At 66.3% G+C, this 16434-nt stretch carries 13 protein-coding genes; 11 read left to right on the top strand and 2 right to left on the bottom strand.

Annotated elements, in window-relative coordinates; all coding sequences use genetic code 11:
* Positions 1-183 precede the first annotated feature (183 nt).
* Complete coding sequence (locus CSW63_RS16375; RefSeq protein WP_099503253.1) at positions 184-1983, top strand: alpha-amylase family glycosyl hydrolase; 1800 nt, start codon at positions 184-186, stop codon at positions 1981-1983.
* A complete protein-coding gene (locus CSW63_RS16370) occupies positions 1959-3602 on the top strand; it encodes an alpha-amylase family glycosyl hydrolase (protein ID WP_168193675.1) in 1644 nt (547 codons plus the stop codon). The genes CSW63_RS16375 and CSW63_RS16370 overlap by 25 nt, the downstream gene beginning before the upstream one ends.
* Here CSW63_RS16370 and CSW63_RS16365 read toward each other — a convergent pair.
* On the bottom strand, positions 3599-4687 hold the full coding sequence (locus CSW63_RS16365) for a LacI family DNA-binding transcriptional regulator (protein WP_082749443.1): 1089 nt from the start codon (positions 4685-4687) through the stop codon (positions 3599-3601). The genes CSW63_RS16370 and CSW63_RS16365 overlap by 4 nt on opposite strands.
* A 245-nt stretch (positions 4688-4932) precedes the next feature.
* Between CSW63_RS16365 and CSW63_RS16360 the strand changes: the two genes are divergently transcribed.
* The 3 genes from CSW63_RS16360 to CSW63_RS16350 all read left to right on the top strand — a co-directional run bounded on the left by CSW63_RS16360 (position 4933) and on the right by CSW63_RS16350 (position 11255).
* Positions 4933-6444: an MFS transporter gene (locus tag CSW63_RS16360; protein ID WP_168193674.1), complete on the top strand. Its 1512-nt coding sequence runs from the start codon at positions 4933-4935 to the stop codon at positions 6442-6444.
* Between the two features lie 33 nt (positions 6445-6477).
* Complete coding sequence (locus CSW63_RS16355) at positions 6478-8793, top strand: glucan 1,4-alpha-glucosidase (protein ID WP_062095565.1); 2316 nt, start codon at positions 6478-6480, stop codon at positions 8791-8793.
* Between the two features lie 125 nt (positions 8794-8918).
* Positions 8919-11255 (top strand): methyl-accepting chemotaxis protein, encoded by a 2337-nt coding sequence (locus CSW63_RS16350; RefSeq protein ID WP_062095563.1) that lies wholly within the window; start codon positions 8919-8921, stop codon positions 11253-11255.
* On the opposite strand, the gene CSW63_RS16345 is transcribed toward CSW63_RS16350, so the two are convergent.
* On the bottom strand, positions 11252-11563 hold the full coding sequence (locus CSW63_RS16345) for a hypothetical protein (RefSeq protein WP_062095561.1): 312 nt from the start codon (positions 11561-11563) through the stop codon (positions 11252-11254). The genes CSW63_RS16350 and CSW63_RS16345 overlap by 4 nt on opposite strands.
* 186 nt (positions 11564-11749) lie before the next feature.
* Here CSW63_RS16345 and CSW63_RS16340 point away from each other — a divergent pair, with 186 nt between their 5' ends.
* The 6 genes from CSW63_RS16340 to CSW63_RS16315 all read left to right on the top strand — a co-directional run bounded on the left by CSW63_RS16340 (position 11750) and on the right by CSW63_RS16315 (position 16431).
* On the top strand, positions 11750-12235 hold the full coding sequence (locus CSW63_RS16340) for a universal stress protein (RefSeq protein ID WP_062095585.1): 486 nt from the start codon (positions 11750-11752) through the stop codon (positions 12233-12235).
* Between the two features lie 52 nt (positions 12236-12287).
* A complete protein-coding gene (locus CSW63_RS16335) occupies positions 12288-12782 on the top strand; it encodes a GAF domain-containing protein (protein ID WP_062095558.1) in 495 nt (164 codons plus the stop codon).
* Between the two features lie 93 nt (positions 12783-12875).
* Complete coding sequence (locus tag CSW63_RS16330) at positions 12876-14027, top strand: GNAT family N-acetyltransferase (protein WP_062095556.1); 1152 nt, start codon at positions 12876-12878, stop codon at positions 14025-14027.
* The gene (locus CSW63_RS16325; protein WP_062095553.1) at positions 14027-14947 is read left to right on the top strand and encodes a glycosyltransferase family 2 protein; all 921 of its coding nucleotides are present in this window, start codon (positions 14027-14029) and stop codon (positions 14945-14947) included. Before CSW63_RS16330 ends, CSW63_RS16325 begins: the two co-directional genes overlap by 1 nt.
* Positions 14833-15867 (top strand): hypothetical protein, encoded by a 1035-nt coding sequence (locus CSW63_RS16320; RefSeq protein ID WP_127846989.1) that lies wholly within the window; start codon positions 14833-14835, stop codon positions 15865-15867. Before CSW63_RS16325 ends, CSW63_RS16320 begins: the two co-directional genes overlap by 115 nt.
* Before the next feature lie 39 nt (positions 15868-15906).
* The gene (locus tag CSW63_RS16315) at positions 15907-16431 is read left to right on the top strand and encodes a flavin reductase family protein (RefSeq protein WP_062095548.1); all 525 of its coding nucleotides are present in this window, start codon (positions 15907-15909) and stop codon (positions 16429-16431) included.
* Positions 16432-16434 lie beyond the last annotated feature (3 nt).

The following is a 16434-nucleotide window of genomic DNA, read 5'->3' as shown; positions in this document are numbered from 1 at the left end:
CTGGGCTCCCGGAAGTGGGGATGATGTGGCCGATTTGCTGCACATTTGATGATCGGTTTTGGCGGGAAGGGTCGCAAAAGCCCTCAAGTTGACGGATTGACAGCTTGCCAATGCGACTGCAAATTCTTGCAAAGAATTGCAATGCCGGCCACAAGTCGCGCTGCGCATTGAGGGAGGGGAGCGATGTCGGCCTTGACGCCCTGGCGGCGGATGCTGCTGGCCATGACGGCCATGAGCGCGCTTGGTGAGAGCGCAGCGGCTGCTCCGGCTTCGTATCTGCAACGCAAGCCTCAAGACGAGGTGATCTACTTCGTCTTGCCCGATCGTTTCGAGAATGGCGACGCGACCAATGACCACGGCGGCCCCGCGCGAGGGACCCTGGTCGACGGTTTCGACCCCACGCGAGCGGGCTTTTATCACGGCGGCGACCTCAAGGGCGTGACGCGCCGGCTCGACTACACTCAGGGACTGGGCGCGACGGCCCTTTGGCTGGCGCCGATCTTCGTGAACCGGGCCGTGCAAGGACCGCCCGGCCAGGAGTCCGCCGCGCACCACGGCTACTGGATCACCGACTTCACCGACGTTGATCCGCATCTGGGAACCAAGGCCGACTTCAAGGCCCTGGTTGACGCCGCCCATGCGCGCGGCATGAAGGTTTATATGGACATTGTCGTGAACCACACGGCCGACGTCATCCAGTACAAGGAATGCCCGGACGGCCGTTGCGCTTATCGCGGCGTCGCGGACTATCCCTACGTCCGCCATGGCGGGGTCGACGGTGCGCCGATCAATGACGGCTTTGACGGCAAGGATTTCGGCAAGCTCAAACGCGCGGACTGGGCCTATACCCCCTATGTCCCTGCCGGCCAGGAGCGCGCGAAGGCGCCGGCCTGGCTGAACGATCCCATCTACTATCACAACCGCGGCGACAGCACCTTCGCCGGCGAGAGCTCGCTGCTGGGCGATTTCGCGACCTTGGATGACGTGTTCACCGAGCACCCGCGCGTGGTCGAGGGCTTCATCGAGGTCTATGGCCGGTGGATCGATGAGTTCGGGATCGACGGCTACCGCATCGACACCGCTCGCCATGTGAACCCGGAGTTCTGGCAGGCCTTCGTTCCGGCCATGCTGGCGCGCGCCAAGGCCCGAGGTATCCCGAACTTCCACATCTTCGGCGAGGTCTTCGATTCTGACGTCGCCACGCTGGCGCGGCATGTGAAGGTCGACAAGCTGCCGGCGGTGCTGGACTTCGCCTTCCAGGCGGCGGTGACAGATGTCGTCACGGGCAGAACGGGACCCGACCGACTGGCCAGCGTCTTCGCCGGCGACGCTGTCTATGAGGGCGGCGAGGCCACGGCGCGCCAGTTGCCGACCTTCCTGGGCAATCACGACATGGGCCGCATCGGTCACTTCGTGCTGAAGGCCCACCCGAACATCGGCGATGACGAGCTTTTGGCGCGGGTCACCCTGGCCAACGCCATCATGCTGACGGCGCGCGGCGTGCCGACGATCTACTATGGCGACGAGCAGGGCTTCACCGGCGATGGCGACTACGCCGACAGCCGTGAGGACATGTTCCCGAGCCAGGTGGCCAGCTACAACGACAACCGCCTGGTTGGCTCGGCGGCCACGGGCGCCAGGCCGGCGTTCCAGGCCGATGGCGTGCTCTACCGTCGCATCGCGGCGCTCGCGAAACTGCGGGCGACGACGCCCGCCCTGCGCGAAGGGGTGCAGGTGACGCGGGTCGCCGAGGGCAAGCCCGGCCTGTTGGCCTTCTCGCGGCGAATGGCGGGAACCGAGGTGCTGGCCGTCTTCAATACGAGCGACAAGCCGATCAAGGCGCGTGTGCCGGTCGAGATGGGGTCTGCGGCTTGGAAGAGCCTGCAGGGCGCCTGCGTCTCAAGCGCGGCGGCGCCGGGCAGCTACAGCGTCGAACTGGCGCCGTTCGACTACATGATTTGCGTTTCCGAGGGACGATCGTGACAGTGCAGGTTTTAGAACGCCCCGATGTGGAGACGTCGATGAACGCCGAATGGTGGCGCGGCGCGGTGATCTATCAGGTCTATCCGCGCAGCTTCGCCGACGCGAACGGCGACGGTGTCGGCGACCTGCCGGGGATCACCGCGTACCTCGACCACATCGCCTCGCTGGGCGTCGAGGGCGTGTGGCTGTCGCCGTTCTTCAAGTCGCCGATGAAGGACTTCGGCTACGACGTCTCGGACTATTGTGACGTCGATCCGATCTTCGGGACCCTGGCGGATTTCGACGCCCTGATCGCGCGGGCCCATGACCTCGACCTGAAGATCATCATCGATCTTGTGTTCTCGCACACCTCGGACGAGCACCCCTGGTTCGCAGAGAGCCGCCAGGACCGGACCAACGCCAAGGCCGACTGGTTCGTCTGGGCCGACGCCAAGCCCGACGGCAGCCCGCCCAGCAATTGGCAGTCGGTGTTTGGCGGTCCCGCATGGACCTGGGACGCCCGCCGCGGCCAGTACTACATGCACAACTTCCTCAGCAGCCAACCGCAGCTGAACCTGCACAATCCGGCGGTGCAGGAAGCCCTGTTGGCCGTCACCCAGTTCTGGATCGATCGGGGCGTGGACGGTTTCCGCTTCGACGCCATCAACTTTTCGATGCACGATCCGAAGCTGACCGATAATCCGCCCCTGCCGCCGGGCGGCAAGCGCACGCGGCCGTTCGACTTCCAGGACAAGATCCACAACCAGAGCCACGCCGATATCCCGAAGTTCCTCAGCCGCCTGAGGGCCCTGACCGACGCGGCGGGCGGGCGGTTCTCCGTAGCCGAGGTTGGTGGCGACCACGCCGAGCGCGAGATGAAGCAGTTCACGGCGGGGAGCGACCGTCTGAACAGCGCGTACGGTTTCAACTATCTCTACGCTGATCAGCTGGACGCCGAGCGTGTCATGGAAAGCGCGGCGCAATGGCCGGGCGCGGACGGCGAGGGCTGGCCGTCCTGGACCTTCTCGAACCACGACGCCCCACGCGCAGTGTCGCGTTGGGCCGAGGGGCGCGACCGCAAGGCCTTCGCCGAGATGTGCCTGCTGCTGCTGATGGGCTTGCGCGGCAATGTCTTCGTCTATCAGGGCGAGGAGCTAGGCCTGCCGCAGGCAAACGTCCCGTTCGAGCGGCTGCAGGACCCTGAAGCTATCGCTAACTGGCCTCAGACCCTCGGGCGCGATGGGGCCCGCACCCCGATGCCGTGGGTGGCCGGCGCGCTCAACGCCGGCTTCTCAGGCGTCGAGCCCTGGCTGCCGGTAGACCCCGAGCATTTGCCGCTGGCGGTCGACGCCCAGGAGGTCGACCCGGCGTCCACTCTGCACGTCGCCCGCCGACTAATCGCTCTGCGTCGCGCCTACCCGGCGTTGCGCACCGGCGCGATCCGCTTCCTCGACAGCAACACACCGCTGCTGATCTTGCAGCGCGGCGAAGGCGCGGACGCCTTGCTTCTGGCCTTTAACCTCGGTTTTGAGCCGGTCGCCTGGTCGCTGCCGGACGGCTGGACGCTGGTCGATGGCGTCAACCTGGAGGCCGAGGGCGAAATGCCGGTTTGCGCGGGGCTGATCGCCCGACGCGGCTAGCCGCCGCAGCTCTCGCGGATGATCAAGTCTGTCGGCACGCGCTCAGAGCGACTGGCGCGTTCGCCGCTGTCGAGCAGCTTTGAGACCATCAGTCGTCCCGCTTTGGCGGTGTCCTGGGCGATGGTCGACAGGGCCGGGCTGGCGTAGCGGCTGAAGGGCACGTTGTCGAAGCCCATCACCGAGACGTCGCCCGGAACCGAGAGCCCGGCATGCTTCAGCGCGCGGATCGCGCCCAGGGCGATCAGGTCCGAAGCCGCGACCACGCCGTCGAAGGTGACGCCGTTGTGGATCAGGCTGTCGACCGCCGCCTCGGCCGACTCGACCTCGAAGTGGGCCGGCACGATCAGGTCGGGATCAACGCCCAGCTTGGCGTGCTCCAAGGCGTCGAGATAGCCGCGATGACGCTGCATGGCTTCGGGCGCCTCGGTGTCGCCCAGGAAGACGATGCGCTTGCGGCCCAGACGCTGCAGGTGAAGCGTCGCGCGGCGTCCGCCCATCAGATTGTCGGACCCCACCGAGCAATAGTTCTGGTCCGGCAATTGCGCGCCCCAGACGACGAAGCGGTTTTCGGTCTCGGCCAGGCGATTGAACGCGGCGTGCAGCGAGCTTTGGCCCAGGAAGATCACGCCTTCGGCCCGACTGGTGGTCATGGCCTCCGAGAGGTCGTCGAAGTTGGTGGGCGCGATGTGGGACAGGATCACGTCGCAGCCGCGCTCGCGCGCCGCCTCGCCGACGCCGGCCAGGAGTTCGAGGAAGAACGGATCCGACATGCTGCTGCCCCGCCCCTGCGGACGGGGGGTGACGAGGGCGATGGTCGCTTCCGCGCCGATCGGACCGGCCGGCATGTATCGCCGGAAGGGGTAATCCATCTCGCGCGCCAGCTTCCAGATCAGCTGCTTGGTGCGCTTGTTGACCGCCGGGCTGTCATTGAGCGCGCGTGAAGCGGTGGAGATCGAAACGCCGGCCAGCTTGGCCAGGTCTTCCAGTCGCGTCGCGCCCTTGCTCACTCCGAACTCGCCCCTAATGCAAAGGTTTCTGCAAAAATTTTCAGGACCCCATAAGACGCGCTTCGACGGTGTTTGCAAGCGGGCCGCAGTGACCCCAAGTCGAAAATCGACATTGAAAACTCTTGCAAATGGTCACGGGCTTCCGCTGGCGCTGTGGGCCGGGTGATGCGTCGAGAGAAGCTCCAAAGATCGGAATCGCTCAATCAGTCATGCATTTGGCGTTGCGCGCGGCGCCGGTGCGTGCGCAAATGTCGCCTGCAAAGCGCAATGAAAAATTTTGCGAACCAGCCGGGTTAACCGGCGGTCGGGGCGGCGGAGGACCGATGGCCAGGCAGAGGCTGAGTTTCCTGCAGATCTGGAACATGTGCTTTGGTTTCTTCGGAATCCAGATCGGTTTCGGCCTGCAGAACGCCAACACCAGCCGCATCTTCCAGTCTCTCGGCGTGGATGTGAACCACTTGGCGATCCTGTGGATCGCCGCGCCGGCGACCGGCCTGCTGGTCCAGCCGATCATCGGCCATTTCAGCGACAAGACCTGGGGGCGTTTCGGGCGTCGCCGACCCTACTTCTTCTGGGGCGCGATCCTGACCACCCTGGCGCTGCTGGTCATGCCCAATTCGCCCACGCTGTGGGTGGCGGCCGCGGCGCTGTGGATCATGGACGCCTCGATCAACATCACCATGGAGCCGTTCCGCGCCTTTGTCGGCGACAACCTGCCCGACGAGCAGCGCGCCACCGGCTATGCGATGCAGAGCTTCTTCATTGGGCTGGGCGCGGTGTTCGCCTCGGCCTTGCCCTGGATGCTGACCAATTGGTTCGACGTGGCCAACACCGCGCCCGCCGGCCAGGTGCCGGACTCGGTGCGGATCGCCTTCTACACCGGCGGGGCGGGCCTCCTGCTGGCGGTGCTGTGGACGGTGTTCACTACCCGCGAGTACAGCCCCGAGCAGCTCAAAGCGTTCGAGACGGCGGAGCGCGAGGTCGCCGGCCTTGGACCGCACGAGGCGCCGGAGCCTTCGGTCAACGCCTATATCGCCCTGGGTGTCGGCGGCGTTCTGCTGGGCGCGATCCTGGCGCTGGTAGTCTGGGGCGTCGGGCTGGAGAAGGAGCTCTATGTCCTAGCCGCGCTGCTGCTTGTCTTTGGCGGCGCAGGCGTGGCGGGCGCGCGCTTCAAGCGGATCGGGCGCACCGATAACGGCTTCTCAGAAGTCCTCGCCGACTTTTTCCGGATGCCCAAGACCATGCGCCAACTGGCGATGGTGCAGTTCTTCTCCTGGTTTGGGCTATTCGCCATGTGGATCTACACCACGCCCGCCGTGGCGGCGGTCCACTTCGGCGCTGTCGACGCTTCCTCTAAGGCTTACAACGAGGGCGCCGATTGGGTCGGCGTATTGTTCGCGGTCTACAACGGGGTAGCGGCGATCGCCGCCCTGGTGATCCCCCTGATGGTTCGGCTCACCAACCGTCGGGTCAGCCATGCGGTGTGCCTGTGCCTGGGCGCCCTGGGTCTGCTGTCGTTCCTGGTGATCCGCGACCCCAAGTGGCTGCTGATCGGCATGGTCGGGGTCGGCTTCGCCTGGAGCTCGATCCTGTCAGCGCCGTACTCCATCCTCGCCGGGGCGCTACCGGCCGGGAAGATGGGCGTCTACATGGGCATCTTCAACGTCTTCATCGTCATCCCGCAGTTGCTCGCGGCGACGTTGCTGGGCCTGCTGCTCAAGACCTTCTTTGGCAATCAACCGATCTTCGCGCTCGTCCTGGGCGCCGTGTCCTTCGCGCTGGCCGCCGCCGCGACCTTCCTGGTCCGTGACCGCGTCGCCGGTGCGCCCGCCTGATCCTTTCCCTTCAAGCCTGACGAGGTCCTCGCCATGCGCACGTTCAAAGCCTTCGCCCTGGTCTCGGCCGCGACGGCGATCGCCACCGCCGCCCAAGCCGCGCCCACTACCTGGGCCTATTCCGCCAAGACTGGCGTCGGCGCGTCCTACGAGGCCTATGTCGATGGCGCCTACAAGGCGGGCGGCAAGACCGGGGCGGTGTCCAAGGTCTGGTTCTCGATCGCCGACGGCGTCCTCACCGAGACCATGTACGGCCTGATCCATGAGGCCCAGATCAAGCAGATGCGCGTCGCCGTCGCGACCGCGACGGGCGTGGCTGTCGAGGGGGCGGACACGACCTCGAAGACCGAATATCTGCACGTCGACGCCGCCGGTCGACCGCTGTCGCCCGCCTACAAGATCACCACCACCGACCGCCAAGGACGCTTCGTCATCGAGAAGCGGATCTTCACGGATCCGGACCGCAACGCCTTGTTCGTGCGCGTGACGGTGACGGCCCTGAAGGGCGCGGTGACGCCGACCCTGCTGCTGGAGCCGCACATGGCCAATACTGGCGGCGGCGACCTCGGCGCGGCCTCGACCTCGGCGCTGACGGCGAGCGAGGGCAAGGCCTTCCTCAGCCTCAAGGCCAGCAAGCCCTTCGCAAAGGCCTCGGCCAGCGTGCTGAAGGATGGCGATGCTTTGGCCGCGTTGAAGGCGACCACGACCTCGGCCAAGGGGGCGATCGTCTTGACCGGACAACTGCCCAAGGTCGCCAAGTCCGAGACCTTTGACGTGGTGATCGGCTTCGGCGCTGACGCCAAGGCCGCCGACCAGGCCGCCGCCGCCACGCTGAAGACCGGCTACGCCGAAGTCTTGGCGCGATACAACGGCGAGGGCGCGCATGTGGGCTGGGAGGACTATCTGGCCTCGCTGAGCGAGCTGTCGCGCCTGCGCGAAGCGTCCGAGGACGGCGGCAAGCTGCTGCAGGCCAGCGCCCTGATGCTCAAGGTGCAAGAAGACCGCACCTATGCCGGCGCGTTGATCGCCTCGCTGTCCAACCCCTGGGGCGACACGGTGGACGCCACCAAGTCGTCGACCGGCTACAAGGCGGTCTGGCCGCGGGATTTCTATCAGTGCGCCATGGCGCTGGCGGCCCTGGGCGACAAGGTGACGCCGTTGGCGGCCTTCCACTATCTGCCGACGGTCCAGGTCGGGCCCAAGACGCCGGGCAACAAGGGCGACGGCGGCTGGTTCCTGCAAAAGTCACACGTCGACGGAACGCCCGAGTGGGTCGGTGTCCAGCTTGACCAGACGGCCATGCCGATCATGCTGGGCTGGAAGCTCTGGAAACTGGGCTGGCTGTCGGACGCCGAACTGAAGGCGTTGTACGGCCAGATGCTGAAGCCGGCAGCCGATTTCTTGGTCAAGGGCGGCAAGGTCCATCTGGATTGGAACACCGCGACCATCACGCCGCCCTTTACCCAACAAGAGCGCTGGGAAGAGCAGGGGGGATATTCGCCCTCGACAACCGCTGCGGTGATCGCGGGTCTGGTGGTCGCCGGCGACATCGCTGACGCCGCCGGCGATACGGGCTCGGCTGAGCTCTATCGCAAGACCGCCGACGACTACGCCGGCAAGCTCGAGACCCGGATGGTCACGACGAAGGGCGCGTTCGGCGACGGCCACTACTATCTGCGCCTGAACAGCGACCAGGATCCAAACAACAAGAGCCCGGTCGAGGCGCGTAACGGCCAGGAGCCTGTGGCCGAGGACAAGATGCTGGACGCCGGCTTCCTGGAGCTGGTGCGCTACGGGGTTCGCCGCGCTGACGATCCGGCGATCGTGGCCAGTCTGCCTGAGTTGGACGACGAGTCGCTCGAGGATCTCTACCGCGTCCGCTACAGCTTCAAGTTCCCCGGCGTGGAAGGGAGCTTCCCAGGCTGGCGTCGCTACGGCGTCGACGGCTACGGCGAGGACACCAAGACCGGCGCAAACTACGGCGCCGATAACCAGATGCGTCCCGGGCAGAGGGGACGCGTGTGGCCGATCTTCACCGGCGAGCGCGGCCACTATGAGCTCGCGCTGGCGGGCCTCTCGGGCAAGCCCGATCCCGCCGCCGTGAACAAGATCCGTCAGACCTACGTCAAGGCGATGGAGCTGTTCGCCAACGAGGGGCTGATGATCCCGGAGCAGGTTTGGGACGGCGTCGGAGCCGAGAGCCCTCACGGCTATGTCCGAGGCGAGGGGACCGATTCGGCCACTCCCTTGGCGTGGAGCCATGCCGAGTACATCAAGCTCCTGCGATCGGTCACCGACGGACAGGTCTGGGACAACTATGCGCCGGTCAGGGCGCGCTACTCGCGGTAAGGTGGGGGCGCAGGGTGCGCGCTAATGTCGCGGTGGCGCATTCCCGAAACGTGGTTAACGCGCCTTTAGGGTTTCCGCCGCGAAGTGGAGCTTAAACAGCAAGCTCGCGGCCGGAGATCCTTGTCATGACTGCGTTCCGTCGATTGACCATCGCCTGGAAACTTATCCTGGTTGCGGGCTTGGCGATCGGCGTCCTCCTCGTCGCGGCCGCCGTGGCCGTCTCGAGTCACACGGGCACGATCGTGTCCAAGCTGTCCAACCAATATGCGGACGCGGTGAGCGAGGAGGCGATCGACAAGGTCCGGGCCGACATCGACGCGGCCGCAGCCGCCACGCGCGCCATGAGCGGTTCCATCGCTTCCGCGCATGAGGCCGGGTTGGTCGATCGCGACAAGTACATGGCCATCGTCAAGCCCAATGTCCTGGCCACCAAAAGCGTGATGGGCGCCTGGTTCATGGCCGAACCCAACGCTCTGGATGGCAAGGACGCCGAGCACGTGGGCGACAGCGCCACGGCGTCGAACAAGGACGGCCGCTTTTCGGTTTACTGGGTGAACGACAACGGCGCGCCGACCCTGGAGCTCGAAACCGACGGCAGCGACTTCCAACAGGACTACTACACCGGCGTCGCCAAGCGCGGTCAGTCCAGCTTGGTCGAGCCTTACCTTGAATCGATCAAGGGGGGGCAGGTCGCCATGACCTCGGTCGCCTATCCGGTGATGTCGGGCGGCAAGCTGATTGGCGTCGCGGGCCTCGACATGTCGCTCGACAATCTATCGCAGGTCCTGGGCAAGATGCGGCCGCTGGGCGGTGGTCGCGTGATGCTGGTGTCGGCTGGCGGCCAATGGGTTGCGCATCCCGACGTGAATCAACGCCTGAAACCGTATGCGGACGCCAATGCGGACGGCGTGCATGGGGTGCTCGCCGGCGGTGAGGCTATCGAGATCGAGGGCGTAAAGGTCGGCGACGAGGCGATGATCCGGCTGGTTCGTCCTATCGCCATCCCAGACCTGAACGCGCGCTGGGCCCTGGTCATGGATGTTCCGGTCGCCGCCATCACCGGACCTGCTGATCGTCTGGCCAAGTTCCTGATGGCAGGCGGTGTTCTGATCACGATCAGCGTCCTGGCGGCCCTGTTCCTGGCCAGCGTGACCTTAGTGAAGACCCCGCTGTCCGGCTTGACGCGATCCGTCGATCGCCTCAGCGCCGGGCGCTATGATGAGGCGGTGCCTGGTGTCGACGGAGGCGACGAGATTGGCGCGATCGCGCGCGCCCTCGATGGTTTCCGGCATGATCTGGCCGATGGTCAACGCCGTCGCGCCGAGCAGGAGGCCGAACGCGCTGTCGCCGAGGCCGAGCGCCAGAGGCACGCCGAAGAGGCGGAAGCCTTCGCGCGCGCCCAGGCCAAGGCCGTCGCCAGTCTCGGCGAGGGGATGGAGCGCCTGGCGGACGGCGACCTGATCTGGCGGATGCGCGAGGACGAGTTCCAAGGCGACGCGGTGAAGATGCCACGCGACTTCAACGCGGCGGTGGAAAGTCTGCAGGCGACCATGGCCGGCATTCTCGACGCCGCGCGCAGCATCAAGAGCGGCTGTGCCGAGATCAGCATCGCGGCGGATGACCTCGCCCAGCGAACCGAACGGCAAGCCGCCGGCCTGGAGCAGACCGCCGCCGCGCTGGACCAGATCACGGCTACGGTGCGTCGCAGCTCCGAAGGCGCCGAACGCGCCCGGCAAGTGACCATGACCGCCAAGGCCGCCGCCGAGCGTAGCGGCGCGGTGGTCGAGGAGGCGGTCCAGGCGATGGGCGGCATCGAGCGCTCCTCGCAGTCGATCACTCAGATCATCGGCGTCATCGACGAGATCGCCTTCCAGACCAATCTGCTGGCCCTCAACGCCGGGGTGGAGGCCGCCCGGGCGGGCGATGCCGGGCGGGGCTTTGCGGTCGTCGCCCAGGAAGTGCGGGCCCTGGCGCAGCGTTCGGCTGACGCCGCCAAGGAAATCAAGGGCTTGATCAGCGCCTCGACCCAGCAGGTCGGCAAGGGCGTGAAGCTGGTGGGCGAGACCGGCGAGACGCTGCGCGAGATCCTGACCCAGGTCTCCGAAATCAACGAATTGGTCGGAGAGATCGCGGCGTCTTCCAGAGAGCAGGCCGTGGGCCTGGCCGAAGTGAACCAAGCCGTGAACCAGATGGATCAGGTCACTCAGCAAAACGCCGCCATGGTCGAGCAATCGACCGCCGCGAGCCACGCGCTATCCAACGAGGCCGCCCAGCTTGAGCGCCTGATCGCCCGCTTCCAGGTCGGCGCGGAGGTCCGTGAGTTGCCCCAGCGCCGCCCGGTCTCGGTCCAGCGTCCGACGGCGGCGCCGGTCCGTGAAACCTTCCGCCAGCGTTACGTTCAAGGCGCGAACGCGCTGAAGGTGACGCCGGCCGAGCGCCCGGGCGAATGGGAAGAATTCTAGACCGAGCGCAGCGCGAACCGCAGATCCGATAGCGCGATTCCAGCGTCGGCCCGCTCGGCCTCGCGGACGCTGACCAGCAGCTCGTTCATGCCGTTGGCGACGGCCCAATCCCAGTGGGCGTGACCTGGGGTGGCGGCGCGGCTGATATCGGCGGCCGACTCCAGGTGCAGGACGGTGCGTCCGCCGTCGGCGTCGCGACGGCAGAAGGCAAAGGCGCCTTCGCGGCGAACAAACCGGCCGTCGTGGTGGTACAGGCTCACAAAGCGAAGGTCCGCCTCGCTGAATGCCCGCGATCCGTCCGCCATCATACCCCCCTTTGAACTGTCCGAGCCGGCGCTCGGGTTGCTGACTTCCCGCGGACCGTCGCGGGATTCGCGAGGGGAGCGAAAGAGCGCTGCGACGGCGATCCACAGGCGGTTGCGATAGGGCTTGAGCGAAGCGTCGCGGCGGTCGAACCTGTGGCCGGACGGCTCCAGGGCCTTGGGGGGATGCGCGTGTACGAGAAGATCGTTTTGGCCTTCGATGGCAGTCGTGAAGCCAGAACCGCCCTGCGGGAGGGGGCTCTGCTAGCCTGTCGCTATCAATCGACCGTCTGGCTCCTGTGCGTGCTGCCTGAAAGCAAGGGCCTCGCCCTGGCCGAGGGCGCGCAGCCTGGCGCGGCCGAGCACATCATCGCCGCCAGCCACGAGTTGGTCCAGGATGGCCTGGAGAAGCTTCGTAGCCTGGGCCTGACCGCGACGGGCCATGTGCTGCGTGGTGATCCGGCTAACACGATCAGCGCCTTCGCGCGCGAGGTTTCGGCCGATCTCGTGGTCCTTGGACATCGCCGCCGCAGCTTTCTTGAGCGCTGGTGGAATGGCCCTTCGGGGGCGTACATCGTCGACGATGTCGAATGCAGTCTGCTGGTCGCCCGGCGTCCGATCAGCGACGCCGAGTTCGCGGAGGAGCTGGCCCGGCGGGCGGCCAAGACTGCGCCCTGAGAAATCGCGGACGCCCTCTGACATCTGGTCTCGGCCGCGCTATATCCGCGCCATGGCCGAAGCATTCAACGACCTCACCCTTTCCGCCGACAAGGCTTCACGCTACGCCGAGGTGGCCGATGAGATCGCAGCCGTTCTGGACGGCGAGACGAACCTGACCGCCCGCATGGCCACCGTCGCCTCGATGCTCGCCAACAGCTTTGACACCTATTTCTGGGCCGGCTTCTACGTCGTGGATCCCGCCAAGGAACGGGAGCTGGTGGTGGGTCCCTATCAGGGCACCTTGGGATGCCTGCGCATCGCCTTCGGGCGCGGAGTCTGCGGTGCGGCCGCAGCTACGGGCGAGACCCAACTCGTGCCCGATGTGCATGCTTTCCCTGGCCACATCGCCTGTGATGGCCGCTCGCAAAGCGAGATCGTCGTGCCGGTCTTTGGAGCCGACGGCAAGCTGATCGCCGTCTTCGATGTGGACTCCGATCGGCCCGCCGCCTTTGATGACGTCGACCAGCTGTGGCTGGAAAAAATCCTGAAGGCTACCTTCGGCTGATCCCCATTTCGCGTCTATGAGCCGACACATGGCGCGTCGATTGCAGGCGCAATCCATCTTTCCCTAACCCGCTCCGGGGTAGGACAGGTGGATATGCTGACCGTCGAGACCCTTCATCCGAGCCTGTTGAGCGCTGCCGATGCGGCGCTGTGGCGGAGCTTTGCCGCAGACGAAGACGGCTTCGCTAACCCTCTGCTCGGCCCCGAGTTCGCACAAGCCGTTGGAAAGGTTCGTGAAGACGCACGTGTCGCCATCGTCCGCCGTGCCGGAGAAACCATCGGCTTCCTGCCATTTCATCGCCGCCCCGGCGGTCTGGCGCGGCCGATCGGGTCGCCGCTCTCGGACTATCATGGCCTCGTCTCCCGTCCCGGTACGGGACTGCGGGTCGCCGATGTGTTGCGCGCCGCCGAGGTCAGCGTTTTCCGTTATTCAGGCCTGATTGATCCTCATGGCGTATTCCCAACTTCGCCGGAGACCGATCGCACAGCCTATCTGATCGACCTGAAGGGGACGACCGCCGAGGCCTATCTCGAGGCCGTGCGCGCCGAGAGCCCGAAGAAGATCAAGAACTATCGTCGCCTCGACAACAAGCTGGACCGTGAGGTCGGCGCGGTTCGCCTGGTGGTCGGTGACATGTCCCGAGACGCCTTCAACCTGCTGATCGACTGGAAGCGGGATCAGTTGGCGCGCACCGGCGGCCACGACTTCCTGCGCGCCGATTGGACGCGCGAACTGATGGCCGACCTGTTCACGACCCGCGACGGCGATATGCGGGGCCTGATGATCAACCTCTACGCCGGCGACCTGCTGGTCGGGGGGCATTTCGGCGTCCGCCAGGGCGCGACCTATCACCCCTGGATCGCTTCGACGAACCCCGCGATGGCCGCATGGTCTCCCGGGCAGATCTTCTTCCTCAGAGCGATTGCGGCCATGCCCGAGTTGGGCCTGACGCGTTATGATCTGGGACCGGGCCACGACCACTACAAGCGCGCCTATGGTCTTCGCACGTTTCAGATCGGCGAGGGCGCGGCGACAGCCGCCACCGTCGCGGGCTGCGTGGCCCATTCGGTGGAAAGCGTATGGAACTTGGCCGGTGCGCACGGCGCGGGCCCCGTCGGCCAGCTTCGTCGCCGTCTCGACGCCATCGCCAGCACGGAGCTTACGGTGACCGGCCGCGTTCGCGGCTTTGTCGAAGCCGTGGCGGCGCGGGCGCAGCGCGGACGCGGAGAGCACACGGAGGCCTGATGGCGCGCGTCACGGTCATGATCCCCACTCAGCGACGCCCCGACGGCCTGGCCGTCGCGGCGCGTTCGGTGTTCGGCCAGATCGGCGTTGATTTCGCGGAACTGGAGTTGGTGATCGTTGACAACGACCAGGTCCCGTCCGCCAAACCTGTCGTCGATATGCTTAGTCAGGGCGCGCCCTGTCCGGTCATCTATGTCAACGAGAAGCGGCCGGGGGTCGCCTTCGCGCGCAACGCCGGCATGGCGCGCGCCTCGGGCGACTTGATCGCATTTCTCGACGACGACGAGGAAGCGCCGAGCGGCTGGCTGGCGGCGTTGCTGGCGGCGCAGGTCCGCTATGACGCCGATGTCGTGTTCGGCCCGGTCAAGGCCCGTGCGCCGGATCATGTCACACGGCATCGGGATTATCTGGAACGCTTCTTCTCGCGCGTTGGACCCGCCGAGGCCGGCATCATCGCGCACCATTACGGCTGCGGCGACAGCCTGATCCGGCGTTCGGCCTTGCCCGACCCGGTCTCGCCCTTTGCGGCCGAGCGCAACCATATCGGCGGCGAGGACGATCTGCTGTTCGGCCATATGGGCGCGGCGGGCAAGCGCTTCGTCTGGGAGCCCGCCGCCTGGGTGTGGGAAGATCCCGTCCCGGCGCGACTGAACCTGGGCTACACGATCCAGCGCGCCTTTGCTTATGGGCAAGGGCCATCGTCTCACTGCGCGGCCGCGCAGCCGCGGGACAACCTCGGGGTCGCCCGCTGGATGCTCATCGGTTTGGGGCAAGCCGCATTTTTCGGGCTGATCGCCGCGCTGAAATGGGGCTTGGGCGCCAAGGACCGCGCCGAGTGGCTGGACCGCGCCGCGCGGGGCCTAGGCAAGACCTTCTGGTGGGGCCCCTTCAAGATCCAATTCTACGGGAGGACCGCGTGAGCGTGATCACCGACTGGACGCCGGAAAAGGCCAAGGCCTTCGGCCGCGAGAACCTGTTGTTCCAGCACGCTCTGCACGAGCGCCCGATGTTCGACGACGAGGGCCTGGCGCGCCTGCTCGACCTCTACCCGCGCGAGAAGCTGGGCGTCTTCACCATGGGGGAGGACCCCAAGGCCTGGACCACCTGGCGCAAGGGCTCGGCGGGCAACCTGACCGGCGACCAATTGCTGGAGGCGGCCAAGACCGGCCGCATCTGGCTGAACCTGCGCCAGACCAACGATCATGTGCCCGAGTACGCGGCCCTGGCTGACGAGATCTTCGCCGACAAGGAGGCGCACGTCCCTGGCCTGCGCACCTTCAAACGCGATCTGGGCATGCTGATCTCCAGCGCCAATGCGCAGGTCTTCTACCATCTCGATGTGCCGCTGGTGTCGCTGTGGCAGATCCGCGGCCAGAAGAAGGTATGGGTCTATCCCGTGGCGGATCCCTATGTCGGCGATCTGGCGCTGGAAAAGATCGTGCTGCGTGAGACGGCTGAGCAGTTCGCCTTCGATCCCGAATGGGACAAGGGTGCGCAGGAGGTGGACTTGACGCCGGGCAAGATGGTCACCTGGCGCCAGAACGCGCCGCATCGGATCGAGAACGGCCCGATGCTGAATGTCTCGATCTCAATCGAGTTCATGACCCCGCCGGCCCTGATGCGCGCCAATGTGATCTACGCCAACGGCGTGCTGCGGCGGCGTCTCGGCGCCAATCCGCGTATCCAGGAGGGCTTTGGCCCGACCGCGCTCGGCAAGCTGGCCGTCGCGCGCGGCGCCAAGGCGCTGGGCCTGCAGACGCCGCACGTGCGTCATCTGCCGGTCACCTTTGGCCTGGATGCGGGCCGGCCGGGCGTTTTGGTCGAGCCGCCACGACCCTAGAGCTTGCCCGCCGCGCCGCTTTGCCCCACTGCTAGCCCCATGAGTCAGGCGGTTACGATTGAATTGGGCGAGGGCGCCGAGCATGACGCCCGGGCTCTGCGCAACGCGTTCGGATGCTTCACGACGGGGGTCACCGTCGTCACGACCGTGGCTCCGGACGGTCGCCGGGTGGGCCTGACCGCCAACTCTTTCACCTCGGTCTCGCTGGATCCGCCGCTGGCCCTGATCTGCGTTGACTTGAAGTCGTCCAGCCTGCCGGCGCTGGACGTCGCCCAGCGCTTCGCCGTCAACGTCCTGCATGCCGAGCACCAGCAACTGGCTCGGCAGTTCGTCCAGAAGGACACCGACCGTTTCGCCGGCCTCGAGACCGAGACCTGGCGTACCGGCGTGCCGATCCTGCCCGAATGCATGGCCAATTTCGAATGCGAGACGCACCACGCCTTCGACGCCGGCGATCACCGGGTCTATGTCGGACGGGTGGTGAAGCTGCGGTACGACCCCGATCATGAGCCGCTCGTCTATCTGCAGGGGCGGTTCCGCCGCGTGCATGTCGACGCGGAGTAGCTT

Origin of the sequence: Caulobacter sp. FWC26, from assembly GCF_002742645.2 — a bacterium.
Classification (GTDB): domain Bacteria; phylum Pseudomonadota; class Alphaproteobacteria; order Caulobacterales; family Caulobacteraceae; genus Caulobacter.
Note: the sequence above shows the minus strand (reverse complement) of the source record. Positions and strands in the feature narration are given on the sequence as shown.